Here is an 18,430-nt window from a genome sequence, read left to right as displayed (position 1 = left end):
AAACCGCCTCATAAAGGGCGGTTTTGTGTTTTTTCATGGATACCGAGAAGGCGTTGTTTCAACTCTTCTTCCATACGTGCAATTTCAATTTCAGCTGATTTACGCTTGGCACGTCCGTCAGCTTGGATAAGGAGTGTTTCTTCAATCGTTTGAATCAAGTTCTCCTGTGTTTTCTTCAGCGTATCAATTTCGATAATCCCACGCTCATTCTCTTTAGCCGTTTCAATCGAATTGATTTTAAGCATTTCAGAGTTTTTCAACAGTAAATCATTCGTCGTTTGTGTCACTAGTTTCTGTGACTCAACAGCTTTCATTTGACGGTTAAGTGTCAATGCAATGGCAATTTGGTTTTTCCAAAGTGGAATGGAAGTCATAATCGATGACTGGATTTTCTCCGCAAGTGTTTGGTTAGTCTGTTGAATCATGCGAATTTGTGGTGCACTTTGGATCGTAATTTGACGTGATAATTGTAAATCGTATAATCGTTTTTCTAAGCGATCTAGGAATTGTGCCATGTCATTTACTTCTTGGAAAGCCATTTGGTCATTCGACAATTCAGCTTGGCGGCGCATTTCAGGAATAATGTCGTTGGCAATTTCATCCCGTTTTAACTCTGCAGCTGCTATGTAGACATTTAGCGCTTGGAAATAGGTTTTATTTTGCTCATACAAATTGTCGAGCATCTGAACATCTTCAATAAGTCCTCGTTTTGAATGCTCGAGTTGGACACCAATTCGGTCAATCTGCGTGCTTAATTTTTGATATTTGGTCATCATTTCCTGAATAGAACGTGTGGCTTTATTGAATAATCGGCTAAGACCTGACTTCTTTTTCTCCGATAAATCATCAGGGTCAATTTCAGAAAGTCGATTCATCAAATCCTTCAAGACATCGCCAACGGGACCAATATCCTTACTTTGGACATGATCAAGCATTTGATGCGAAAATTTAGATAGCTGGCCCTGTGCGCTGGCACCGTATGTAAGTATGGCCTCGTAATTACCCACTGGGATTTGAGCGGCAAGCTGTTGAGCTTTTTCTCTTTCCTCATCAGATAGTCGATCAATTAGTTTTGGGCTAACGCTTGCTTCATTATTTACGGTTTGCATTTCCTTTGGAAGAAGGGGTTCTTGAAGATCAAATGGATTATCAAGTAAATCATCCATTGTTTTCATATGATTATTTTCGGTCATTAGGGGTATCTCCTTTCATTTCGAGAAGCGGTTTGTCTTGATTCATCGTGATATCGACAAAGTCGATTTCCATTTGGAGCTGATGGATGTCGGGGGCAAGGGCGCTACGTAAATCTTGCTCCAACTGTTTATTGACATCGCCAAGTGTTTCACGCGTATTTTGTAGAGCAATACGAAGTTCTTTGTCTTTCAATGGTTGGTTCACAAGCAAAGCATATTTCGAAGTCAGTTCGACTGCGGAATCGAGATGGGCATAGAAAAACTTTTCGACATGATAAAATTTCTTTGGATTTGTTTTGACAATGCCGAGAATCCTTCTAGCGAGGCCGTTCATTTCATATACTTGTTTAAAGGCTTGGACGGATCGAACTTGTCCGTAAAGACTGTTCAGTCGCTTTATTTTCTTTTTTGCTTCAATAAGTTGGCCTTTAATATGGCTATATTCAGATCGGGACATCCCCAGGTTTTTTATGTTGGAGGTTATTTGAATCTGCTTTATTGTAAAAGTTCCACCGAGATAGATTGCTGCCCAAAGGCCTGTTGCAGCGAAAATATTGAGGCTTGCACCAAACACTAAATAGAGCCACGACCCGAAGCTAATGGGGGCAGTGATGAAATGTCGAATAAAAAATTGTTGGATTTCTTTCATGGTGTCTTCAGGCCTCCTTTCTCTCTATATCTTATACGTTTGAAAACGGATAAAGTTTCACACCACTAGTTCAATTATACCCGATAAATGTACTATACACCTAGCATAAGCATTAGTGGTATAAAGCAATATGTTGGACATCGTGAGGGAGTTTGTTAAAATGAAGGACATTCACCTGAGAGTTCCATAGGGAGGTTATTCGAATTGTTTGAAGTGATTTATATGAAAGCAGATTATGAGCCGTGGTGGATGTTTGAAGGCTGGGAAGAAACGATTCGCACTCGCCACTCATTTGACAACGCCGAAGAGGCTATCGTTTATTGTGAACAGCTACTGGCGGAGCTACGCGTGAAGTATACGCTTGAGGCAATGAAAAAAGATTGTTTTTATGCGTTTTGGTCAGAATGTGAAAAGGATTTTTGTGAATCATGTGATGAGGATCTACAACTTTACCACGGTGTTATCTTCATGAAAGATGGTAAACCAACTGCTTATCGTGTGGTGGTTTAATCTAGTGAATGAAAGTAGCTATTCACCCATTAGAAAAAGTAATGGCTACCACGGTATTTTTTGTAGTAGGTGAATTTTTTCGGTAGCTAGTGAAAAGAGACGCTCCATTACCCTATGGAAACGCCTCTTTTGTTAGTTATTGATCGACTGCCTTTAATGTAGATGTAACAATGTATTCGCCCCCATCATCAGTTGTCATGATGGATTCACGTTTCACTTCACCAAAGCCTTCGACGAAATATTTCCGATTGATAACATCTTTATCTTGCTTTTCAATGACAAAAGCATGGTCAAAGGTTTGATAAGGTGTTTCTACTGTTACATCGGTGTCAACAATTATCCAATCACCAAAGGCGGTCCCTTTTGTAAATGGTTTTTTGAGATAAATTCCGGTTGGAGTCATTGCGTCTAATTCATTCAATGAAGGGAAGTCTGCTTTCGACTCTGTCATTTGATTGTCAAGAATAAAAATCTCATCATGATCAATTCGATAAACATAGCGTACCAGTGCGCCACCATTATTTTCGTAAATGATGACATAATTTTCAAATGGGTGGGCGACTTCAATATCCAGCTCCGCAAACTCATTGCCTTCACCTAAATAATGTGCTTTTGAACCATCAGGCAGGAAAAAATCAGTCATAGCGATGTCTGTGGGGCTGACAATTCCTTTGCTTTCAGTCTCCTTTGTGATGATACCTGAGTTATTAGAACCTGAATTATCAAGGGCGGTACTACTATTTTTAGAGCAGCCCGAAAATACAGACGCGGCTACGACTAGACAGAGGAAAAGATTCATTTTACGCATAAAAATCACTCCTTTTATAATGGTTTATCCAATTAGACGAAAATCATACAAGGTATGTTACAGTTCTGAATAAAAACAAGCCGTTTTCCCTGAGATAAGGGGAAGCGGCTTGTTTTTACTATTATTTAGCTTTTTCTTGTTGTTCTTTCCATTCTAGATACTCATCATAGCCCATCATTTTATCGAAAATTGTACCGTCATCGTGAATTTCGATAATACGGTTGGCAACTGTTTGAATGAACTGTTGGTCATGTGATGTAAAGAGCATTGCACCCTTGAATGAAATTAAACCATTGTTGAGTGCTTGAATCGATTCAAGATCCAAGTGGTTCATCGGCTCATCAAGAAGAAGAACGTTAGCACTTGTTAGCATCATTTTCGACAGCATACAACGTACTTTTTCTCCACCGGATAGAACAGATGGCTTTTTGTTCACTTCTTCACCAGAGAACAGCATACGTCCTAGGAAACCACGCAAGAAGGTTTCAGTTTGATCGTCAGGTGAATATTGACGCAACCATTCCACGAGTGATTGCTCAGAACCTTGGAAGTATTCATTATTGTCGAGAGGGAAGTATGCGCGTGATGTCGTCACACCCCATTTTACAGTACCAGCATCCGGTTCAGCTTCTTCTGCTAGAATTTCAAGAAGAGCTGTTTTTGCAAGTGGATTTCCAAGAAGAATGATTTTATCTTCTTTGTTCATTGTGAATGACGCATCTTTCAGCATAACTCTGCCATCTTGTGTTTTTGAAACGTCTTGAATTGTCAGTACGTCATTCCCGATTTCGCGACCAATCTGGAAGTTGACGAATGGATAACGGCGTGATGATGGTTTAATATCATCTAACTCGATTTTTTCGAGTGTCTTCTTACGTGAAGTCGCTTGTTTAGATTTCGAAGCGTTGGCACTGAAACGCGCAACGAATGCTTGAAGCTCCTTAATCTTTTCTTCTTTTTTCTTGTTTTGGTCCTGTGACATTTTCAAAGCTAACTGGCTAGATTCATACCAGAAATCATAGTTACCTGGGTATACTTGGATTTTAGAGAAATCGAGATCGGCAATTTGCGTACATACTTTATTCAAGAAGTGACGGTCGTGGGACACGACAATAACTGTGTTATCAAAGTTGATGAGGAATTCTTCTAGCCATTGGATAGCTTTCAAATCCAAGTGGTTAGTAGGCTCATCGAGAAGAAGGACGTCAGGTTTACCGAATAGCGCTTGTGCTAGAAGCACTTTTACCTTATCAGACCCATCAAGTTCAGCCATTTTCACTTGGTGGAACTCTTCTTTTAGACCTAATCCTTGTAAAAGGATAGCAGCTTCAGACTCAGCTTCCCACCCATTTAAATCGCCAAACTCACCTTCAAGTTCAGCAGCACGCATACCATCTTCATCAGAAAAATCTTCTTTCATATAGATAGCGTTTTTCTCCATCATAATGTCATACAGGCGTTTATGGCCCATAATGACTGTATCTAGGACGACGCTTTCTTCATATTCGAAGTGGTTCTGTTTCAGGATTGCAAGGCGCTCATCTTTGTTCATGATGACGTTTCCTTCTTGTGTTTCAAGTTCACCCGACAAAATTTTCAAAAATGTTGATTTACCCGCACCGTTTGCACCAATTAGACCATAACAATGGCCCGGATTAAACTGTATATTCACATCTTCAAACAGCTTGCGATCGCCGAATTGAAGGCTTACATTACTGACTGCTATCATTCAAAATCCTCCTAAATTCACAATGCTCCTATTATAGCACGTACTATTCCTCAGTAGCAAGAAAGCTGATACTACAAGGGTTTAGAGCTGTCAAAACTACGAGGTCCCCCAAAATGGTCCCCAAAACACAATAATTAACGGCTAGACTCTATTTCAAGTTCCTTAAATGAGTGATTCTATACTCTCAGGACCATCTCCGGTGTATTCCCTAAACAATCTGTGATTGTATTTTGCAACATGCTTGTTTGGTGTTGCAACTACAAGGGCGGTGGTTAAGTAGTACAGGGCAGTTATAGTTGATTTGTTGAACTATCGAAACTACCTAAAATCATAAAGTCTATAAGAATTCCATTCATTGGATTTTCTGAACCTAATACACTAATTCCTAATACGACTACACTACTATTGTTTGTAACATTAGCGGAGACAAATTTTGCAGTAATATTTTTCTCTCGCATTTGTACTCTCGGTCTTGCACTTATCGAAGGGTTTGTAGAATATACGCTTGATACTGTATAGTCAATAGTTGTTAATAATGGATTGCCATTAGCTAATCCATTTTCCGTAAAATAAAGTGTAGCTATACCATTTGCGTCTGAGGTAGCTTGCCCATAAACAATTCGCTTTGCTTTTTCTGGATTCGATTCACCTGCTTTAAACACTTGAAAGGCTGTTGGTGCCAGTAAAATAAAATCAATACTCATAGCTATTCTCCCTCTGTACTAATTTGATTAAATGTATGACTGTCTATATCTTAATATTCTATGTACTGAGGATGATCCATATATTTATCAGCAATTAAGGTACGCAAACCGATTTGTGAAGGAGTGAACGGTAAAAAACTGCGGACGACAATATTATTTACTTTACACACGAACGTTTATTCTGTATAATTGGAAAAGAGGAGGGAACAAATGTGCGGAATCGGTTGGTGAAGTCGATGGACCGTAATACAGTAATGGATATGATGTATCTGTCTAACAGTGGGGAAGTCAGTAAGCGGAGGATTGATGTGTTGCGGGTTGGAGAAGTTTCATTTTGGGCTTATTGCCATTTACGGAGATCCAAGCGAACGTTTACCATTGACAATGTTTTAGCACTTGTTCCCATTATAGCGACAGAGAGCAGGGTGATCTGATGGTAGATAGTAATTGTACTCAGGAAGCAGAAAAACGAGCCAAGTTGGTAATGTTTCGAGAGCACTTAGCAGAATTACGAGATTGGTATTGGGAGGACGATGAAGATGACAGCGGTACCGAAACCCAAAAAAGCAAACAAGAATGTAGTTGTGCCTCAACTCACGGAATCTGACTTTATTGAAATTGGCGAGAAAATTGGTGAAGCGTTGGAATTTGGTAGTGAAATTGAAGTCACTACCTACCATCGCAAGCAGTATGAATCAGCTCGGGGTGTAGTAACCGATGTCGATGGTCAGCTGGGCAAACTAACTTTGCGGGTTGACTTTGAGGATGTAAAAATCAACATCAATGCTGTCGTGAGCGTTAAATGAAGTGTGCGACCAGTCTCGATAGGGATTGGTTTTTTTGTTTGTCGTAAATCTTCGAATTATTTTAGAAGGACTTTTAACCCCTCGTGTAGAAATAGGTATAATAGGAGGGGTAGCGTGAATTATTCTCATGAAGAGTTACTGAAATATTTAAATGAGGAGATTCGAACCATTCCTTGTTTCCAATGCATCAGTGGCATGCTTGAATTGGTAGATGTTAAATTTTTTGAATCAGCGCAGGTGAACACGCGTTGCCTGGTGTGCCAGTCTGAAAATAAATTTGAGTTACGCTTATAATACAGGAAACTAAAACAGCCACCGACTTTTTGAAGGTGGCTATTTTTTTGAGTCGTGCACCCGACCGGATATTCTGTATCCTCCAGAACCTTCCTCAAAAACGTAATAGAAGAGAGAGGCATTCATGGAAAAATTTAGAGATTTGTAGCGTTTTAAATTTTAAATGTAATGGACAAATTGAAATGAAAAAGGTGAGAGTAAAAATGGCTCTCACCTTCTCTTCACTGCGATTATTTATTGTTAGTAGGTCGTTTTTCATTGTTTTGACTAGTGACATTGTTGTTTGATTTAGCATCAAACTCCGCAGCGAATTCCTCATTGAGGTTGTTGTTATTGCTGTTACTGTTCTTGTTATATTTATAGATCTCAGAGCCATTATGAGTTCTCTCATTCATCGTCTTTTTATTGTTTTTACTCATGATTGTTCACCTCCTAAAGCGTAATATGCACCGTATCGAAGGTTTTATTCTGAGGGGAACTATATGTGTTTTGAAGATCGTAGACGAAGAAATCGGGCAGAGTTGGTTTGTGAGTGTCGAGAAGTAAGGTCTGATCGCGATTGGGATAATCGAAATCGTCGTAATAACAATCGTGACGTTGTAACACGTAAGAAAGCTGACGGTAAAAAAGGAGAGAGTGGTTCACTCTTCCTTTTTACTGATCTCTACGACATTCAGTTTGTTTGAAATTTCTTTTAACACTATGTTGCGCTCTTTTTGAGCAGAAATCAGGCTAATGGCAAACCAAATTGTAAAGCCAAGAACAGCCAGATAGATAACAAGCATAATTAAGATAGGGATTATAGCGATAAACTCCATTGGATACACCTCCATTTATTTACTCTACAAGGATTATATCACAAAATAAAAAAGTGAATAGAGTGAAGAGAAAAGTGATATGATTATAGTTTATCTTACGTAATGATTGCGTAAGTATTCATCTAATTTATTTAACTGAAAGGGAAGTATGCATGTCTAAAGAAGTAAACAAACGGAATACAGTCCTCATGATTTTTGCGATTTTTGCAATATCTATTAATATGCGCCCGGCGATAACGTCTATCGGGCCAATGCTTGAAACCATTCGTGAACAATTAGTATTATCCAATGCACAGGTCAGTCTACTGACAGCAGTTCCCGTCATTTGCATGGGGATTTTCGCGATGTTGGCCCCGGTTTTGAACCATAGATTTGGTTTAAAGGGGACCATGACCGTGATGATTATCCTGGTTGGTGTTATGACAGCAGTTCGTGGCTTCTTGCCAGGTTATCCAGTGCTGATTGGCACTGCATTCATTGTCGGGATAGCCATTGCTATAATGGGCCCACTTCTTTCCGCTATGATTAAACAGTATTTCCCTGATCGAGCGGCATCTATCATTGGTATTTATTCATTCGGAATGGGTGTTGGATCAGCAGCGAGTGCAGGGTTGACAGCTGTCTTTTTTGACAAGACTGGATCTTACTTGTTTGCGTTAGGCATTTGGTCTGTGCTAGCGCTAGCTGGCTTAGTTGCCTGGTTTTTAGCGATGACAAGTCGGGTTGAGGTTCGCCAACTAGATGCAGTTGTCGTAAAAATGCAACGAAAAAAAGTGAAGTCTCCATGGAAATCGCGGAAAGCTTGGTTATTCTTATTGTTTTTTGGTCTACAATCTTCTGCATTCTTTTCGATTATTACATGGCTGGCACCCATCGCGACATCTGCCGGCATGACATTATTACAGGCGGGGACGCTTCTTAGTGTAATGACGACCGTGCAAATCTTTTTAAATATTCTTTTGCCACAGCTCATGCAACGTTTTCCAGCGCGGAAGTTCTGGTTATTGCTTATGCTGATCGCAGGAATGGCGTCAATCATTTTATTCTGGACAGGTATTCATTCACTTATGTGGATAGGTGCAGTCATCATGGGCATACCGCTCGGTGGGTTATTTCCAGTTGCGCTACTGTTGCCGCTGGATGAGACAGAGACTGCTGAGGAAGCGAGTGCATGGACGGCAATGATGCAAACAGGTGGATTCATCATGGGTGGATTATTGCCACTGCTAATTGCACTTGTCTTTGACTGGATGGCAAATCATCAGTATACGTTTGTTATTATGATGTTGTTGTATGTTTTGATGCTACTTTTGACATTTTTAATTGGCGACAAAAAAGAATAGGCCATTTTGTAAATGAAACGAACTTGGAGCCATTAGCGAGGCCGCTGAAAAAGTCCTCAATTAAAATTGTGACTGAAAGTTTCCATTGAAACCGCTTCGGCGCTTGCGGATGCCTCCCGCCATAAGCCAAGCAGAAAACCGCTGCCAGTCTTATGGCTTCGGCTACCGCTGTAAGGCGCCTTCGCTGGTTCTGCTTACGCATTTTACTAAGTGACTAAAAAGTAATGAAGACAACGAAAACGAGCCATTCCACGATCTAATCGAGGAACGGCTCGTTTTATTGTTGTATAATGAAGAGACTAATTCTAGGCGGTGTCCCGATGATTTCAAACCAAGAAACGTTAGACCTCAGCCCATATATGGCGATTTACGATATCGTAGTGCCCAAAGATAATCAGCTCCGTCAAATCAATGACCTTGTTGACTTTTCTTTCGTATACGATGAATTAAAAAATAAATATTGTCTCGATAACGGCCGCAATGCAGTGTCGCCGATTCGGATGTTCAAATATTTATTGCTTAAATCAATCTTTGACCTATCTGATATTGATGTCGTAGAACGTTCTAAATACGATATGTCGTTTAAATATTTTCTTGATATGGCACCAGAAGATCCGGTGATTGACCCTAGTTCCTTAACGAAGTTCCGCAGACTTCGTCTTCAGGATGTAGGCTTATTAGATTTGCTGATTCAAAAGACGGTAGAAATCGCATTGGACAAGAAATTAATCACTAGTAAAACCATCATCGTGGACGCTACACATACTAAATCACGTTATAATCAACTGTCACCGAAAGAGTTTTTGACGGTCAATTCGAAAAATGTACGTAAAGCCGTCTATAAAATCGATGAATCTATGAAAGAGAAATTCCCAGCTAAAACAATTTCTAACGAAGTGAAAGATGAATTGGCTTATTGTAAAGAAGTCATTTTAGTGATTGAAAAAGAAGCCCATCTTATCAATATTCCAGCGGTCAGAGAGAAGTTAAATGTATTGAAGGAAGTTGTAGAAGACTACACGGAACAGCTTGAGTATTCGGCGGATCCAGATGCGCGTGTTGGTCATAAAACAGAAGATTCCTCTTTCTTTGGCTATAAAACGCATATTGCGATAAGTGACGAACGACTGATTACGGCTGCGATTGTGACAACTGGTGAACAAAGTGATGGGAAATATCTACAAGAGTTAATTGAGAAAAGCCAAGAAACCGGTATGGAAATTGAAACGGTGATTGGGGATACCGCGTACTCTGAAAAAGATAATATTCGTTATGCGAAGAAAAATGAGCTTGAACTCGTATCGAAATTAAATCCCCAAATCACGCATGGTGCACGCGCAAAAGAAGATGAATTTGAGTTTAATAAAGATGCAGGAATGTATGTGTGTAAAGCTGGTCATATGGCGATTCGGAAAGCGCGTATAGGAAAGAAGAATGTAGGGAAAAATCAAAGTCAAACCTATTATTTTGATATCAATAAATGTAAAACTTGTCCGCTTCGCGAAGGTTGTTATAGGGATGGCGCGAAAAGTAAAACCTATTCTGTTACGATTAAATCGACTGAACATAAAGATCAAGAAGCGTTCCAAAACAGCGAAAAATTTAAAGAGAAGGCAAAGTCTCGCTATAAAATTGAAGCGAAGAATAGTGAATTGAAACATAGACACGGGTATGATGTAGCCACATCCGCGGGTCTATTTGGTATGCAGATACAAGGAGCGATGGCTATATTTGCGGTCAACCTCAAACGGATTAGGACGCTAATGAAGGAATCAGAGTAAGGAATACGAAAGGAAAAGACGTTATTTCGTTCAATTTCGAACGAAATAGCGTCTTTTTAAATTTAAGCTCACTTATGGGATTTAAAAACGTAAGTTTTTCAGCGGCCTCCCATTAGCCAAGTTCGTTTTTATTTTGGATAATAGAAAATAAACCCATATTCGATTGCCTAAGTCTTGTCCACTATTATGAATAGACTAGTAGTGTTAGGAAAATAAATGATGAGAGGAGGTGAGAATATGCGTACTATTAGTTCTGGGCCATGTCAACGCTCAAAATGTTGTGGACAAGTCCCTAGATTTAAACGTCAGGTATTAACAACTGGTGTACTAAATACAGTTGTCAATCAAGCAGCAGCTCATATTGAAGTCGCTAATTTGGACCCCACTGAAACCTTTCAAGTAAGAGTTCAAGTTATTGACTGGAGTACCGGCACTCCAATCGTTCAACTGAATCAATTAGTCACTCTCTTACCCAATCAACATGACATCTTTACACAAAGTGTCACTCCATTCCACTACGAGGTTAGAATCTTCCACCCTGGAAGCCCTAATGTCATTGCCAATACGTTTGCCATCGATGCAGCGACTTTTACATTACCTGGTTTAACTTTCAATCAAAAAGACTTGATGAAGTTGGATATTCCGTTTATTTAATCGTACAAAGCTGTTTCAGATTGTTGTTTTGATAGGTGGAGTTTGTTGAATGAAATGAGCTTGGAGTAATTTGTCCAAGCTCTTTTTGTTTCGTATTGCAATTAATTAATCTGCTGGTAAAATATAGAATACAAAGTTTATTATATTAAAAATAGGGTGTGCCAAATGAATCGTCAAATTTTCGCGATTTCCGGCGGAGGATTTTCGATGGAGTCAGAATCCCAACTGGATAAGTATTTATTGCAATTAGTAAGTGGCAACGAGAAAGTACATATATGTTTTATCCCAACAGCGAGTTATGACGCGCTAGGATATATCGAGAAGTTTTATGAAGCATTTCACGACCATATACCTACACATCTACTCAGGGAAGATATGGAGTCTGGAGAGGCAAAAGAGAAGTTAATGCGGCAGGATATTGTCTATGTTGGTGGCGGAAACACACAATATATGCTCGAAGTTTGGAAGGAAACAAGCTTCCTGGAGTTACTGATTGAAGCATATCATCAAGGTGTTATTTTGGCAGGTATAAGTGCAGGCGCTATGTGCTGGTTCGATACATGTTTTAGCGAGATGGACAATGAACTGTATGAAGAGTTTAAAGGGATAGGTATGTTAGAAGGAACGTTTTGTCCGCATTATAACGACAAAGAACGTAAGCAGGTATTCGATGAGTGGCTAAAGATACAAGGGAAAATCACGTCTTATCTAATTGAAGATTACACCGCTTTACATTTTAAAAATGAAGTATTGGTAAATCGGATTGTTTCAAATTAAGACAGTAGAAAAGGGGAGATATCTATGTGGATTCAACGGTTCATTGAGACTGCACGAGGAACATTTGAATTGTTTACAAAAGGGCAGGGAGAGCCATTATGTATTACACATTTATATAGTGCGTATGATGAACGAGGAAATACATTTGCCAATCCATTTACAGCAGACTATCACGTTTATTTAATTAATCTGCGAGGTTGTGGGAATTCGGTTGGAGCAGAGAAGGAGTCTCAATATAGTATGCGCGAATCCGTCAACGATTTGGAAGCGATTCGTATGTCGCTTGGCATTAAGACCTAGGGGTTTGCAGGACATTCTACAGGCGGGATGCTCGGACTTACATATGCAGTACAAGTACCAGCTTTTCTGACAAAACTCATTGTAGGTGGGACATGTGCAAGTAAAGAGTATAGTTCTAATCCTGATAGTATTCATTGTCATAAGCATCCGCACTATAATCGAATCATGGAGATTATGGAACAATTAAATGATGCGGCTACACCTTTAGATACTCGTAAACAATTAGGACGTGAATGGACAGCCATGTCCTTTTATTCGGAAGAGAAATTGGAGCAGGCGTTGTCAATACCTAATAGTGGAAAGACAGTGGGGGTTCGTTTGGATTATTTTATACAAACAGAATGTCGCACTTATGATGTGAGAGAAGAGTTGCCCGATGTAACCCTACCTAGCTTCATATACGCGGGTAAATATGATGCACAATGTCCTTACAAATATGGGGTAGAGATTGCCGATTTACTTCCCAATGCGACACTAACAACTTTTGAGGAAAGTAATCATAATCCTTTTGTTGAGGAAGAGGAAAAATTTAATGATTTTGTGAAATTAACTTTGTAAAATAATGATGTATAGGGGGATTTAAAATGGGAATAAGAAATTCAGCAAAAGCAATTATCATTAAAGAAGGAAAGTTATTAACTTTAAAAATGCATGAGAATGGCGGAACCTATTATATTTTACCGGGTGGTGGTCAAGAACATGGTGAAAACCTTCATCAAGCCTTAGAAAGGGAATGTAAAGAGGAACTAGGTGCCATAGTTGATATTGGAGAATTGCTATTTGTACGTGAATATATCGGTAAAAACCATGAACTAGCTGCCTATCATTCGCATGCACATCAGACCGAATTTATGTTTTTATGTACTGTTCATCAAAATTTATTTGATGCTGGAACTAACCCAGACAAAGGACAAGTAGGGGTAGAATGGTTGCCGATTGATGATTTGTTGGAATATAAATTATTCCCCCAAGCATTGCGACCGCATATAATTACTTATTTTAATAAAGGAAAAGTGGGCACTTATGTAGGTGATATGAATTAAAATCAAGTTGACAATAATCAAGTAGGTGAAGAAAGTGCAATTTGTGTCTGAAACTCATCGTTTAATTTTATGCGTATTGGATGACTCTCACCTAGAATCCGTGAAAGAGTTTTGGGGAGATGAGGAGGTAATGGCATTGTGCGATGGGGCTTCTTCACATGATGTGTTGCCTCGAATTATCGATGCTTATAGGAAATGTCAGGAAATACATGGCTTGTCTGTCTATGCTGTGAAAGATAAAGAAACGAATGAAATCATAGGTGCCGCTGGATTTAATATTATAAATTCAGTAAGCAATATAGAATTAATTTATCATTATAGTAAAAAGTCATGGGGCAAAGGATTTGCAACGGAAGTCGCAAGTGCATGTATCGAAATTGCTCGGAATCATGGGAAAGTACAAATGATTATGGCTTCTGCAAGCCCTGAAAATAAAAGGTCTTTAAAGGTTTTAGAGAAGGTTGGATTTACTTTTATCGGTATGAAATGGTTTGAGGATACGCAACAGGAAGAACCTTGTTATGAGTATCATTATTAATTACAATTGCATAAACTGTATGGGATTCAATTAAAAAAAGCTTGCTAATCTATTTTCTTTATTGTAAGGTATTAACTAATTCGATTTTGAATAATATTTTGTAAAAGCGATGATGAAGACATGAATTGTTTTAATGGTTTCCAGAGAGGGAAGAATTGCTGAGAACTTCCTAACGCAGAAAAATAATTTACCACTTCTGAGCTGCGGTAAGCCGTCTATGCTACGTTACAGCACCATGAGCGAATTACCATTGTTGGATGGTGTTTAAAATTTGGGTGGAATCACGAGAAAACACACTCGTCCCTTTGCATAGGGATGGTGTGTTTATTTGTATAGAAATATAATTAAATAACGATAAAAGCGATGACGAAGACATGAATTATTTTGATGGTTTCCAGAGAAGGAAGTAGTGCTGAGAACTTCCTAACACAGAAAATAATTTACCCCTTTTGAGCTGTATTAGCGAAATAGAGTAGCTAATACCGTTAATGCTACGTTACAGCGCCATGAGTTAACACCATTGTTAGATGGGGTTAGAAATTTGGGTGGAATCACGGGTAATTATGCTCGTCCCTTTCTTTGGGGACGGGTATTTTTTTATACAAAAAATTAGATGAGGTGTTTTTAAGATGAATAACAAACAAATTGAGATTCAATTTCCAGATGGTAGCCGAAAGGAATTTCCAGTAGGCGTTACAGTAGCGGATATTGCGCAATCCATAAGTTCGAGCTTGAGAAAAAATGTTGTGGCAGGAAAAGTAAATGGACAATTATCAGATCTATCACATTGTATTGTAGAAGATGCTGAAATCATGTTGTTCACGAAGGACTCAGATGAAGGACTTCAAATGTTAAGACACACAACTGCACATGTGCTAGGGCAGGCGGTTAAAAGACTGTATGGTGATTCGCAGTTAGGCATTGGACCTGTAATTGACAACGGATTTTTCTATGATTTTCAGTTGTCAACTAGCCTAAATGCGGATGATTTAGAGATGATTGAAAAAGAGATGCAATCCATCATCAAGGAAAATCTACCAATCGAGCGAATGGAAATCACATACGAAGAGGCTGAAAAACTATTTGAGCAGCGTGGCGAATTGTTTAAATTGGAGTTGTTAAAAGACATTCCAGAGGGCGAGAAAATATCCCTTTATCAACAAGGGGAATTTATAGACCTTTGCCGCGGACCACATCTTCCGTCAACCGGAGGGATAAAAGCATTCAAGCTCACGCATGTGTCAGGCGCATATTGGCGTGGGGATAGCGACAATCAAGTGTTGCAGCGAGTTTATGGCATTGCTTTTTTGAAAAATAAGGATTTGAATGAGTATCTATCGTTTTTGGAGGAGGCAGAACAAAGGGATCATCGAAAGCTAGGTAAGCAATTGAAATTATTTATGTTCTCTGAAGAAGCGCCAGGCATGCCTTTTTATTTACCAAATGGGCAGGTGATACGCACAGAATTAGAAAACTTTTCACGTGCTGTTCAAACGAAAGCTGGCTATGCCGAAGTTCGCACGCCGTTCATGATGAACCAACGGATGTGGGAGCAATCAGGCCACTGGGACCATTATCATGAAAATATGTATTTTTCAGAGGTCGAAAACGTGAAATTTGCGATGAAGCCGATGAACTGTCCAGGGCATATGCTGATCTTTAAAAATAGCCTTCATTCGTACCGTGATTTGCCGATTCGAATGGCTGAATTTGGCCAGGTCCATCGCCATGAATTTAGTGGTGCGCTAAACGGCCTGTTACGTGTGCGAACATTTTGCCAAGATGATGCGCATATTTTTGTGAGGCAGGACCAAATCCAAAGCGAAATACAGCAAGTGATTCATTTGATTGATGAAATGTATCAAACTTTTGGTTTTGACTATTCGGTTGAACTATCAACAAGGCCAGAACAATCCCTGGGTAGTGATGAGATGTGGAATGATTCAGAAGAGGCGCTGCGCACTGTTTTGGAAGATTTAGCGATTCAATATCAATTGAATGAAGGCGACGGTGCATTTTACGGACCTAAAATCGACTTTCATATTAAAGACGCGCTAGGCCGTAGCCATCAATGCGGCACAATTCAGCTTGATTTTCAAATGCCTGAAAAGTTTGACCTGACGTATATTGATGAAAACAATGAAAAAGTTCGTCCTGTTGTGATTCATCGTGCGATTTTTGGCTCCATCGATCGTTTCTTTGGTATATTGATTGAACATTTTGCAGGTGCATTTCCAATCTGGCTTGCGCCTGTGCAGGTACAAATTATCCCTGTTTCGAGCGTTCATTTGGATTATGCATTACGTGTACAGTCTGTGTTAAGAAACACAGGCATTCGGGTAGACATTGACGACCGAAATGAGAAGCTAGGTTACAAAATAAGAGAAGCTCAATTGCAGAAGGTCCCCTATACACTTGTTCTTGGGGACAATGAAGTGAACGATTGCACAGTGAATATCAGGAAATTTGGAAGTCAAACACCGGAGAGCTTATCCAGCGAAAACTTTACTTTATTGATTAAAGAACAAATGGAGCAGCGTGTTCTTTAAGTTTTCAGTTCCTGATCTTTGTGAATAGACGGAACTATCGATATAATTAAGTTGGAAAATACTTTCCCAATCTGAATAGGAGGGATTGAGTTGTCTGTATTAGATGTTATTCGTTCACGGCGTGAGATTACGAGTTTTCAAGAGAAAAGAATTCCGAGGGAGCTATTGGATCAGATTGTAGATGCAGCTTATTATGCACCTTCGGGTAATAATCTACCTTCGCGAGAATTTATCATTATTGAAAATCGTGAAAAACTGGATCATTTAGAAAAAACGACGCCCTTCATGAAATGGATGGCTACGGCACAAGCCGCGATTGTTGTGACAGGGCGCCCGGATATTAGTAAGTATTGGCTGCAGGATGCCTCGATTGCGACTGCTTTTATATGGTTAGCTGCGGCAGATTTACAGCTTGGTCTAGGCTTTGGTGCTGTCTATCATTCAGAAGACGTGGAAGAATCACGAATTCGTGAAACGTACGCGCGGGAGGCTCTAAATATCCCGCCAGATCGTAGAATTGTTGCGATTTTAGGGCTTGGATTTCCTGTTGAAAAGCCACAGGCGAAAAAAATGTTAGATCGCAATGACATTGTATTTTATGAAACATTCTAAACTTATAAGAAGTAAAAGTGCCTACTTAGAGCTTGCTGTTGGTTCTGAGTAGGTATCTCTTTGTAGACAAAATGTTGATAACCCAGGGCATTAGAAGTATTTGCTAAGATTATATTTTTGAAATTAGAAGAATTATTTTCGAAAGGAATGGGCTAGATGGATGTCGTTTTTCAAACAGAACAAGCCGTCTTTAATTATCGTGTGGCGGGAATTTGGATAGAAAATGGACATGTTTTGTTGCATCGGGATGTCAAAGAGTCGAACTGGTCGCTGCCTGGAGGAAGGGTCGCCATTGCAGAGGATTCGCAAAGTAGCTTGATAAGAGAGTTCCGTGAAGAGTTGGGGATTGATGTACAGGTAGACAGAATGGCTTTCGTCATCGAAAATTTCTTTGAGCATGGTGGAAAAGACTTTCATGAAATCGGCTTTTATTATGTCGTAACGGCTGATAGTAATTTTGCATCTTTTCACGAACAGCCTTTTTATGGCATCGAGGGGGAGCGCTTGGTTTTTCAATGGACGTCTATTGAAGAGTTGGATAGGATTGAGCTGTATCCGGCATGTTTACGGACTTCATTACAAAAATTACAGCTGCATGTACAGCATTTTGTTGTGAAATAAAGTAGGAAAGGAATAAAGAAATCAGCTTATTGCGCTGATTTCTTTATTCCTTTTCTTCATTCACATCCAATGACTCTCAATAAACTCATCACGCCCCGAACGCGTACGGTCTTCCTCGTAATGTTCTTGTTCTTTTTCGTAATAATCCTGATGATACTCTTCCGCGCGGTAAAACGTTTCCGCTGGTCGGATTGGCGTGACAATCGGTTTTGTGAACGTGCCACTTGCGCCAAGTTGTTCTTTTGAGGCTTCAGCGATGACGCGCTGCTCGTCTGTGTAATGAAAAATGGCGGTCGAGTACGAATGACCACGGTCCTGAAATTGACCATCTGCATCTGTCGGGTCGATTTGCTGCCAAAATACATCGAGTAGCTTGTCATAAGGGAATATAGCAGGATCATAGGTGATTTCGACAACTTCCAAATGGCCGGAATCTCCTTTTTTGACATCTTCATATGTAGGGTTGTCGACATGGCCACCCATATAACCAGACACGACGTCGTAGATACCGTCCCACTCTTTGAATGGTTTTACCATGCACCAGAAGCATCCCCCGGCAAACGTAGCTTTTTCAATTATTTTTTCAGTCAAATGGAACATCACCTTTCATCAATCTATATGAAAATTATAACATAAAAATAAGAGCGCAAGTTATGCGCTCTTACAGTATAAGGGTACCAGTGAGCGGGTGAGAGTAGTTT

Annotated in this window: 21 protein-coding genes, 1 pseudogene and 1 other annotated feature; of the genes and pseudogenes, 14 read left to right on the top strand and 8 right to left on the bottom strand. The window is 39.6% G+C overall.

Going from position 1 to position 18,430, the window contains the following annotated elements; all coding sequences use genetic code 11:
* Positions 1 to 8 precede the first annotated feature (8 nt).
* Both N1I80_RS11220 and N1I80_RS11215 read right to left on the bottom strand, forming a co-directional pair.
* Entirely contained in the window at positions 9 to 1,193 is a 1,185-nt protein-coding gene (locus tag N1I80_RS11220; protein WP_340737952.1) for a toxic anion resistance protein, read from the bottom strand.
* On the bottom strand, positions 1,180 to 1,842 hold the full coding sequence (locus N1I80_RS11215) for a 5-bromo-4-chloroindolyl phosphate hydrolysis family protein (protein ID WP_340737951.1): 663 nt from the start codon (positions 1,840 to 1,842) through the stop codon (positions 1,180 to 1,182). Before N1I80_RS11215 ends, N1I80_RS11220 begins: the two co-directional genes overlap by 14 nt.
* 213 nt (positions 1,843 to 2,055) lie before the next feature.
* Here N1I80_RS11215 and N1I80_RS11210 point away from each other — a divergent pair, with 213 nt between their 5' ends.
* Positions 2,056 to 2,352: a DUF1033 family protein gene (locus N1I80_RS11210; RefSeq protein ID WP_340740032.1), complete on the top strand. Its 297-nt coding sequence runs from the start codon at positions 2,056 to 2,058 to the stop codon at positions 2,350 to 2,352.
* 136 nt (positions 2,353 to 2,488) lie between these two features.
* Here N1I80_RS11210 and N1I80_RS11205 read toward each other — a convergent pair whose 3' ends face one another.
* The 3 genes from N1I80_RS11205 to N1I80_RS11195 all read right to left on the bottom strand — a co-directional run bounded on the left by N1I80_RS11205 (position 2,489) and on the right by N1I80_RS11195 (position 5,593).
* Entirely contained in the window at positions 2,489 to 3,160 is a 672-nt protein-coding gene (locus tag N1I80_RS11205; RefSeq protein WP_340737950.1) for a hypothetical protein, read from the bottom strand.
* A 121-nt stretch (positions 3,161 to 3,281) separates the two neighbouring features.
* On the bottom strand, positions 3,282 to 4,889 hold the full coding sequence (locus N1I80_RS11200; RefSeq protein WP_340737949.1) for an ABC-F family ATP-binding cassette domain-containing protein: 1,608 nt from the start codon (positions 4,887 to 4,889) through the stop codon (positions 3,282 to 3,284).
* Between the two features lie 290 nt (positions 4,890 to 5,179).
* Positions 5,180 to 5,593 (bottom strand): hypothetical protein, encoded by a 414-nt coding sequence (locus N1I80_RS11195; protein ID WP_340737948.1) that lies wholly within the window; start codon positions 5,591 to 5,593, stop codon positions 5,180 to 5,182.
* A 31-nt stretch (positions 5,594 to 5,624) separates the two neighbouring features.
* On the opposite strand from N1I80_RS11195, the gene N1I80_RS23365 reads away from it, so the two are divergent.
* From N1I80_RS23365 to N1I80_RS11185, 3 genes are all read left to right on the top strand, one after another.
* The gene (locus tag N1I80_RS23365; protein WP_445683648.1) at positions 5,625 to 5,720 is read left to right on the top strand and encodes a DUF6877 family protein; all 96 of its coding nucleotides are present in this window, start codon (positions 5,625 to 5,627) and stop codon (positions 5,718 to 5,720) included.
* Positions 5,721 to 5,805: 85 nt separating this feature from the next.
* Positions 5,806 to 6,027 (top strand): transcriptional regulator, encoded by a 222-nt coding sequence (locus N1I80_RS11190; RefSeq protein ID WP_340737947.1) that lies wholly within the window; start codon positions 5,806 to 5,808, stop codon positions 6,025 to 6,027.
* 105 nt (positions 6,028 to 6,132) lie between these two features.
* On the top strand, positions 6,133 to 6,399 hold the full coding sequence (locus N1I80_RS11185; RefSeq protein ID WP_340737946.1) for a YolD-like family protein: 267 nt from the start codon (positions 6,133 to 6,135) through the stop codon (positions 6,397 to 6,399).
* Between the two features lie 524 nt (positions 6,400 to 6,923).
* Here the strand turns inward: N1I80_RS11185 and N1I80_RS11180 are convergent.
* Positions 6,924 to 7,112 carry a hypothetical protein gene (locus N1I80_RS11180; RefSeq protein ID WP_340737945.1) on the bottom strand — a complete coding sequence of 63 codons (189 nt, stop codon included), beginning with the start codon at positions 7,110 to 7,112 and terminating at the stop codon, positions 6,924 to 6,926.
* 222 nt (positions 7,113 to 7,334) lie between these two features.
* Positions 7,335 to 7,511: a hypothetical protein gene (locus N1I80_RS11175; protein WP_340737944.1), complete on the bottom strand. Its 177-nt coding sequence runs from the start codon at positions 7,509 to 7,511 to the stop codon at positions 7,335 to 7,337.
* A 152-nt stretch (positions 7,512 to 7,663) separates the two neighbouring features.
* On the opposite strand from N1I80_RS11175, the gene N1I80_RS11170 reads away from it, so the two are divergent.
* The 10 genes and pseudogenes from N1I80_RS11170 (at position 7,664) to N1I80_RS11125 (ending at position 17,729) form a co-directional block, all read left to right on the top strand.
* Positions 7,664 to 8,854 carry an MFS transporter gene (locus N1I80_RS11170; protein WP_340737943.1) on the top strand — a complete coding sequence of 397 codons (1,191 nt, stop codon included), beginning with the start codon at positions 7,664 to 7,666 and terminating at the stop codon, positions 8,852 to 8,854.
* 320 nt (positions 8,855 to 9,174) lie between these two features.
* Positions 9,175 to 10,635 (top strand): IS1182 family transposase, encoded by a 1,461-nt coding sequence (locus N1I80_RS11165; protein ID WP_340737942.1) that lies wholly within the window; start codon positions 9,175 to 9,177, stop codon positions 10,633 to 10,635.
* Between the two features lie 237 nt (positions 10,636 to 10,872).
* Positions 10,873 to 11,289: a hypothetical protein gene (locus N1I80_RS11160; RefSeq protein WP_340737941.1), complete on the top strand. Its 417-nt coding sequence runs from the start codon at positions 10,873 to 10,875 to the stop codon at positions 11,287 to 11,289.
* A 165-nt stretch (positions 11,290 to 11,454) separates the two neighbouring features.
* Positions 11,455 to 12,066, top strand: a complete 612-nt coding sequence (locus N1I80_RS11155; protein ID WP_340737940.1) for a Type 1 glutamine amidotransferase-like domain-containing protein — start codon at positions 11,455 to 11,457, stop codon at positions 12,064 to 12,066.
* Positions 12,067 to 12,090: 24 nt separating this feature from the next.
* A pseudogene (locus tag N1I80_RS11150) lies at positions 12,091 to 12,924 on the top strand (alpha/beta fold hydrolase).
* A gap of 26 nt (positions 12,925 to 12,950) precedes the next feature.
* On the top strand, positions 12,951 to 13,409 hold the full coding sequence (locus N1I80_RS11145) for an NUDIX domain-containing protein (RefSeq protein WP_340737939.1): 459 nt from the start codon (positions 12,951 to 12,953) through the stop codon (positions 13,407 to 13,409).
* Between the two features lie 34 nt (positions 13,410 to 13,443).
* Positions 13,444 to 13,947, top strand: a complete 504-nt coding sequence (locus N1I80_RS11140; protein WP_340737938.1) for a GNAT family N-acetyltransferase — start codon at positions 13,444 to 13,446, stop codon at positions 13,945 to 13,947.
* A gap of 354 nt (positions 13,948 to 14,301) precedes the next feature.
* Positions 14,302 to 14,525 (top strand) — a binding site (T-box leader).
* A gap of 51 nt (positions 14,526 to 14,576) precedes the next feature.
* Positions 14,577 to 16,496: a threonine--tRNA ligase gene (gene thrS / locus N1I80_RS11135; RefSeq protein ID WP_340737937.1), complete on the top strand. Its 1,920-nt coding sequence runs from the start codon at positions 14,577 to 14,579 to the stop codon at positions 16,494 to 16,496.
* A gap of 90 nt (positions 16,497 to 16,586) precedes the next feature.
* On the top strand, positions 16,587 to 17,108 hold the full coding sequence (locus N1I80_RS11130; protein WP_340737936.1) for a nitroreductase family protein: 522 nt from the start codon (positions 16,587 to 16,589) through the stop codon (positions 17,106 to 17,108).
* A 156-nt stretch (positions 17,109 to 17,264) separates the two neighbouring features.
* Complete coding sequence (locus tag N1I80_RS11125) at positions 17,265 to 17,729, top strand: NUDIX hydrolase (RefSeq protein ID WP_340737935.1); 465 nt, start codon at positions 17,265 to 17,267, stop codon at positions 17,727 to 17,729.
* Between the two features lie 60 nt (positions 17,730 to 17,789).
* Here N1I80_RS11125 and msrA read toward each other — a convergent pair whose 3' ends face one another.
* Entirely contained in the window at positions 17,790 to 18,305 is a 516-nt protein-coding gene (gene msrA, locus N1I80_RS11120) for a peptide-methionine (S)-S-oxide reductase MsrA (protein ID WP_340740031.1), read from the bottom strand.
* Positions 18,306 to 18,430 lie beyond the last annotated feature (125 nt).

The sequence above is a fragment of the Sporosarcina sp. FSL K6-3457 genome (genome assembly GCF_038007285.1).
Classification (GTDB): domain Bacteria; phylum Bacillota; class Bacilli; order Bacillales_A; family Planococcaceae; genus Sporosarcina.
Note: the sequence above shows the minus strand (reverse complement) of the source record. Positions and strands in the feature narration are given on the sequence as shown.

Excerpts from the sequence above, each read along its gene's own strand:
- N1I80_RS11200 (WP_340737949.1), bottom strand. The coding sequence starts at position 4,889 with ATGATAGCAGTCAGTAATGTAAGCCTTCAATTCGGCGATCGCAAGCTG.
- N1I80_RS11160 (WP_340737941.1), top strand. The coding sequence starts at position 10,873 with ATGCGTACTATTAGTTCTGGGCCATGTCAACGCTCAAAATGTTGTGGA.
- thrS (WP_340737937.1), top strand. The coding sequence starts at position 14,577 with ATGAATAACAAACAAATTGAGATTCAATTTCCAGATGGTAGCCGAAAG.
- N1I80_RS11215 (WP_340737951.1), bottom strand. The coding sequence starts at position 1,842 with ATGAAAGAAATCCAACAATTTTTTATTCGACATTTCATCACTGCCCCC.
- N1I80_RS11195 (WP_340737948.1), bottom strand. The coding sequence starts at position 5,593 with ATGAGTATTGATTTTATTTTACTGGCACCAACAGCCTTTCAAGTGTTT.
- N1I80_RS11165 (WP_340737942.1), top strand. The coding sequence starts at position 9,175 with ATGATTTCAAACCAAGAAACGTTAGACCTCAGCCCATATATGGCGATT.
- N1I80_RS11125 (WP_340737935.1), top strand. The coding sequence starts at position 17,265 with ATGGATGTCGTTTTTCAAACAGAACAAGCCGTCTTTAATTATCGTGTG.
- N1I80_RS11145 (WP_340737939.1), top strand. The coding sequence starts at position 12,951 with ATGGGAATAAGAAATTCAGCAAAAGCAATTATCATTAAAGAAGGAAAG.
- N1I80_RS11205 (WP_340737950.1), bottom strand. The coding sequence starts at position 3,160 with ATGCGTAAAATGAATCTTTTCCTCTGTCTAGTCGTAGCCGCGTCTGTA.
- N1I80_RS11185 (WP_340737946.1), top strand. The coding sequence starts at position 6,133 with ATGACAGCGGTACCGAAACCCAAAAAAGCAAACAAGAATGTAGTTGTG.
- N1I80_RS11155 (WP_340737940.1), top strand. The coding sequence starts at position 11,455 with ATGAATCGTCAAATTTTCGCGATTTCCGGCGGAGGATTTTCGATGGAG.
- N1I80_RS11180 (WP_340737945.1), bottom strand. The coding sequence starts at position 7,112 with ATGAGTAAAAACAATAAAAAGACGATGAATGAGAGAACTCATAATGGC.
- N1I80_RS23365 (WP_445683648.1), top strand. The coding sequence starts at position 5,625 with ATGTATGACTGTCTATATCTTAATATTCTATGTACTGAGGATGATCCA.
- N1I80_RS11170 (WP_340737943.1), top strand. The coding sequence starts at position 7,664 with ATGTCTAAAGAAGTAAACAAACGGAATACAGTCCTCATGATTTTTGCG.
- N1I80_RS11220 (WP_340737952.1), bottom strand. The coding sequence starts at position 1,193 with ATGACCGAAAATAATCATATGAAAACAATGGATGATTTACTTGATAAT.
- N1I80_RS11175 (WP_340737944.1), bottom strand. The coding sequence starts at position 7,511 with ATGGAGTTTATCGCTATAATCCCTATCTTAATTATGCTTGTTATCTAT.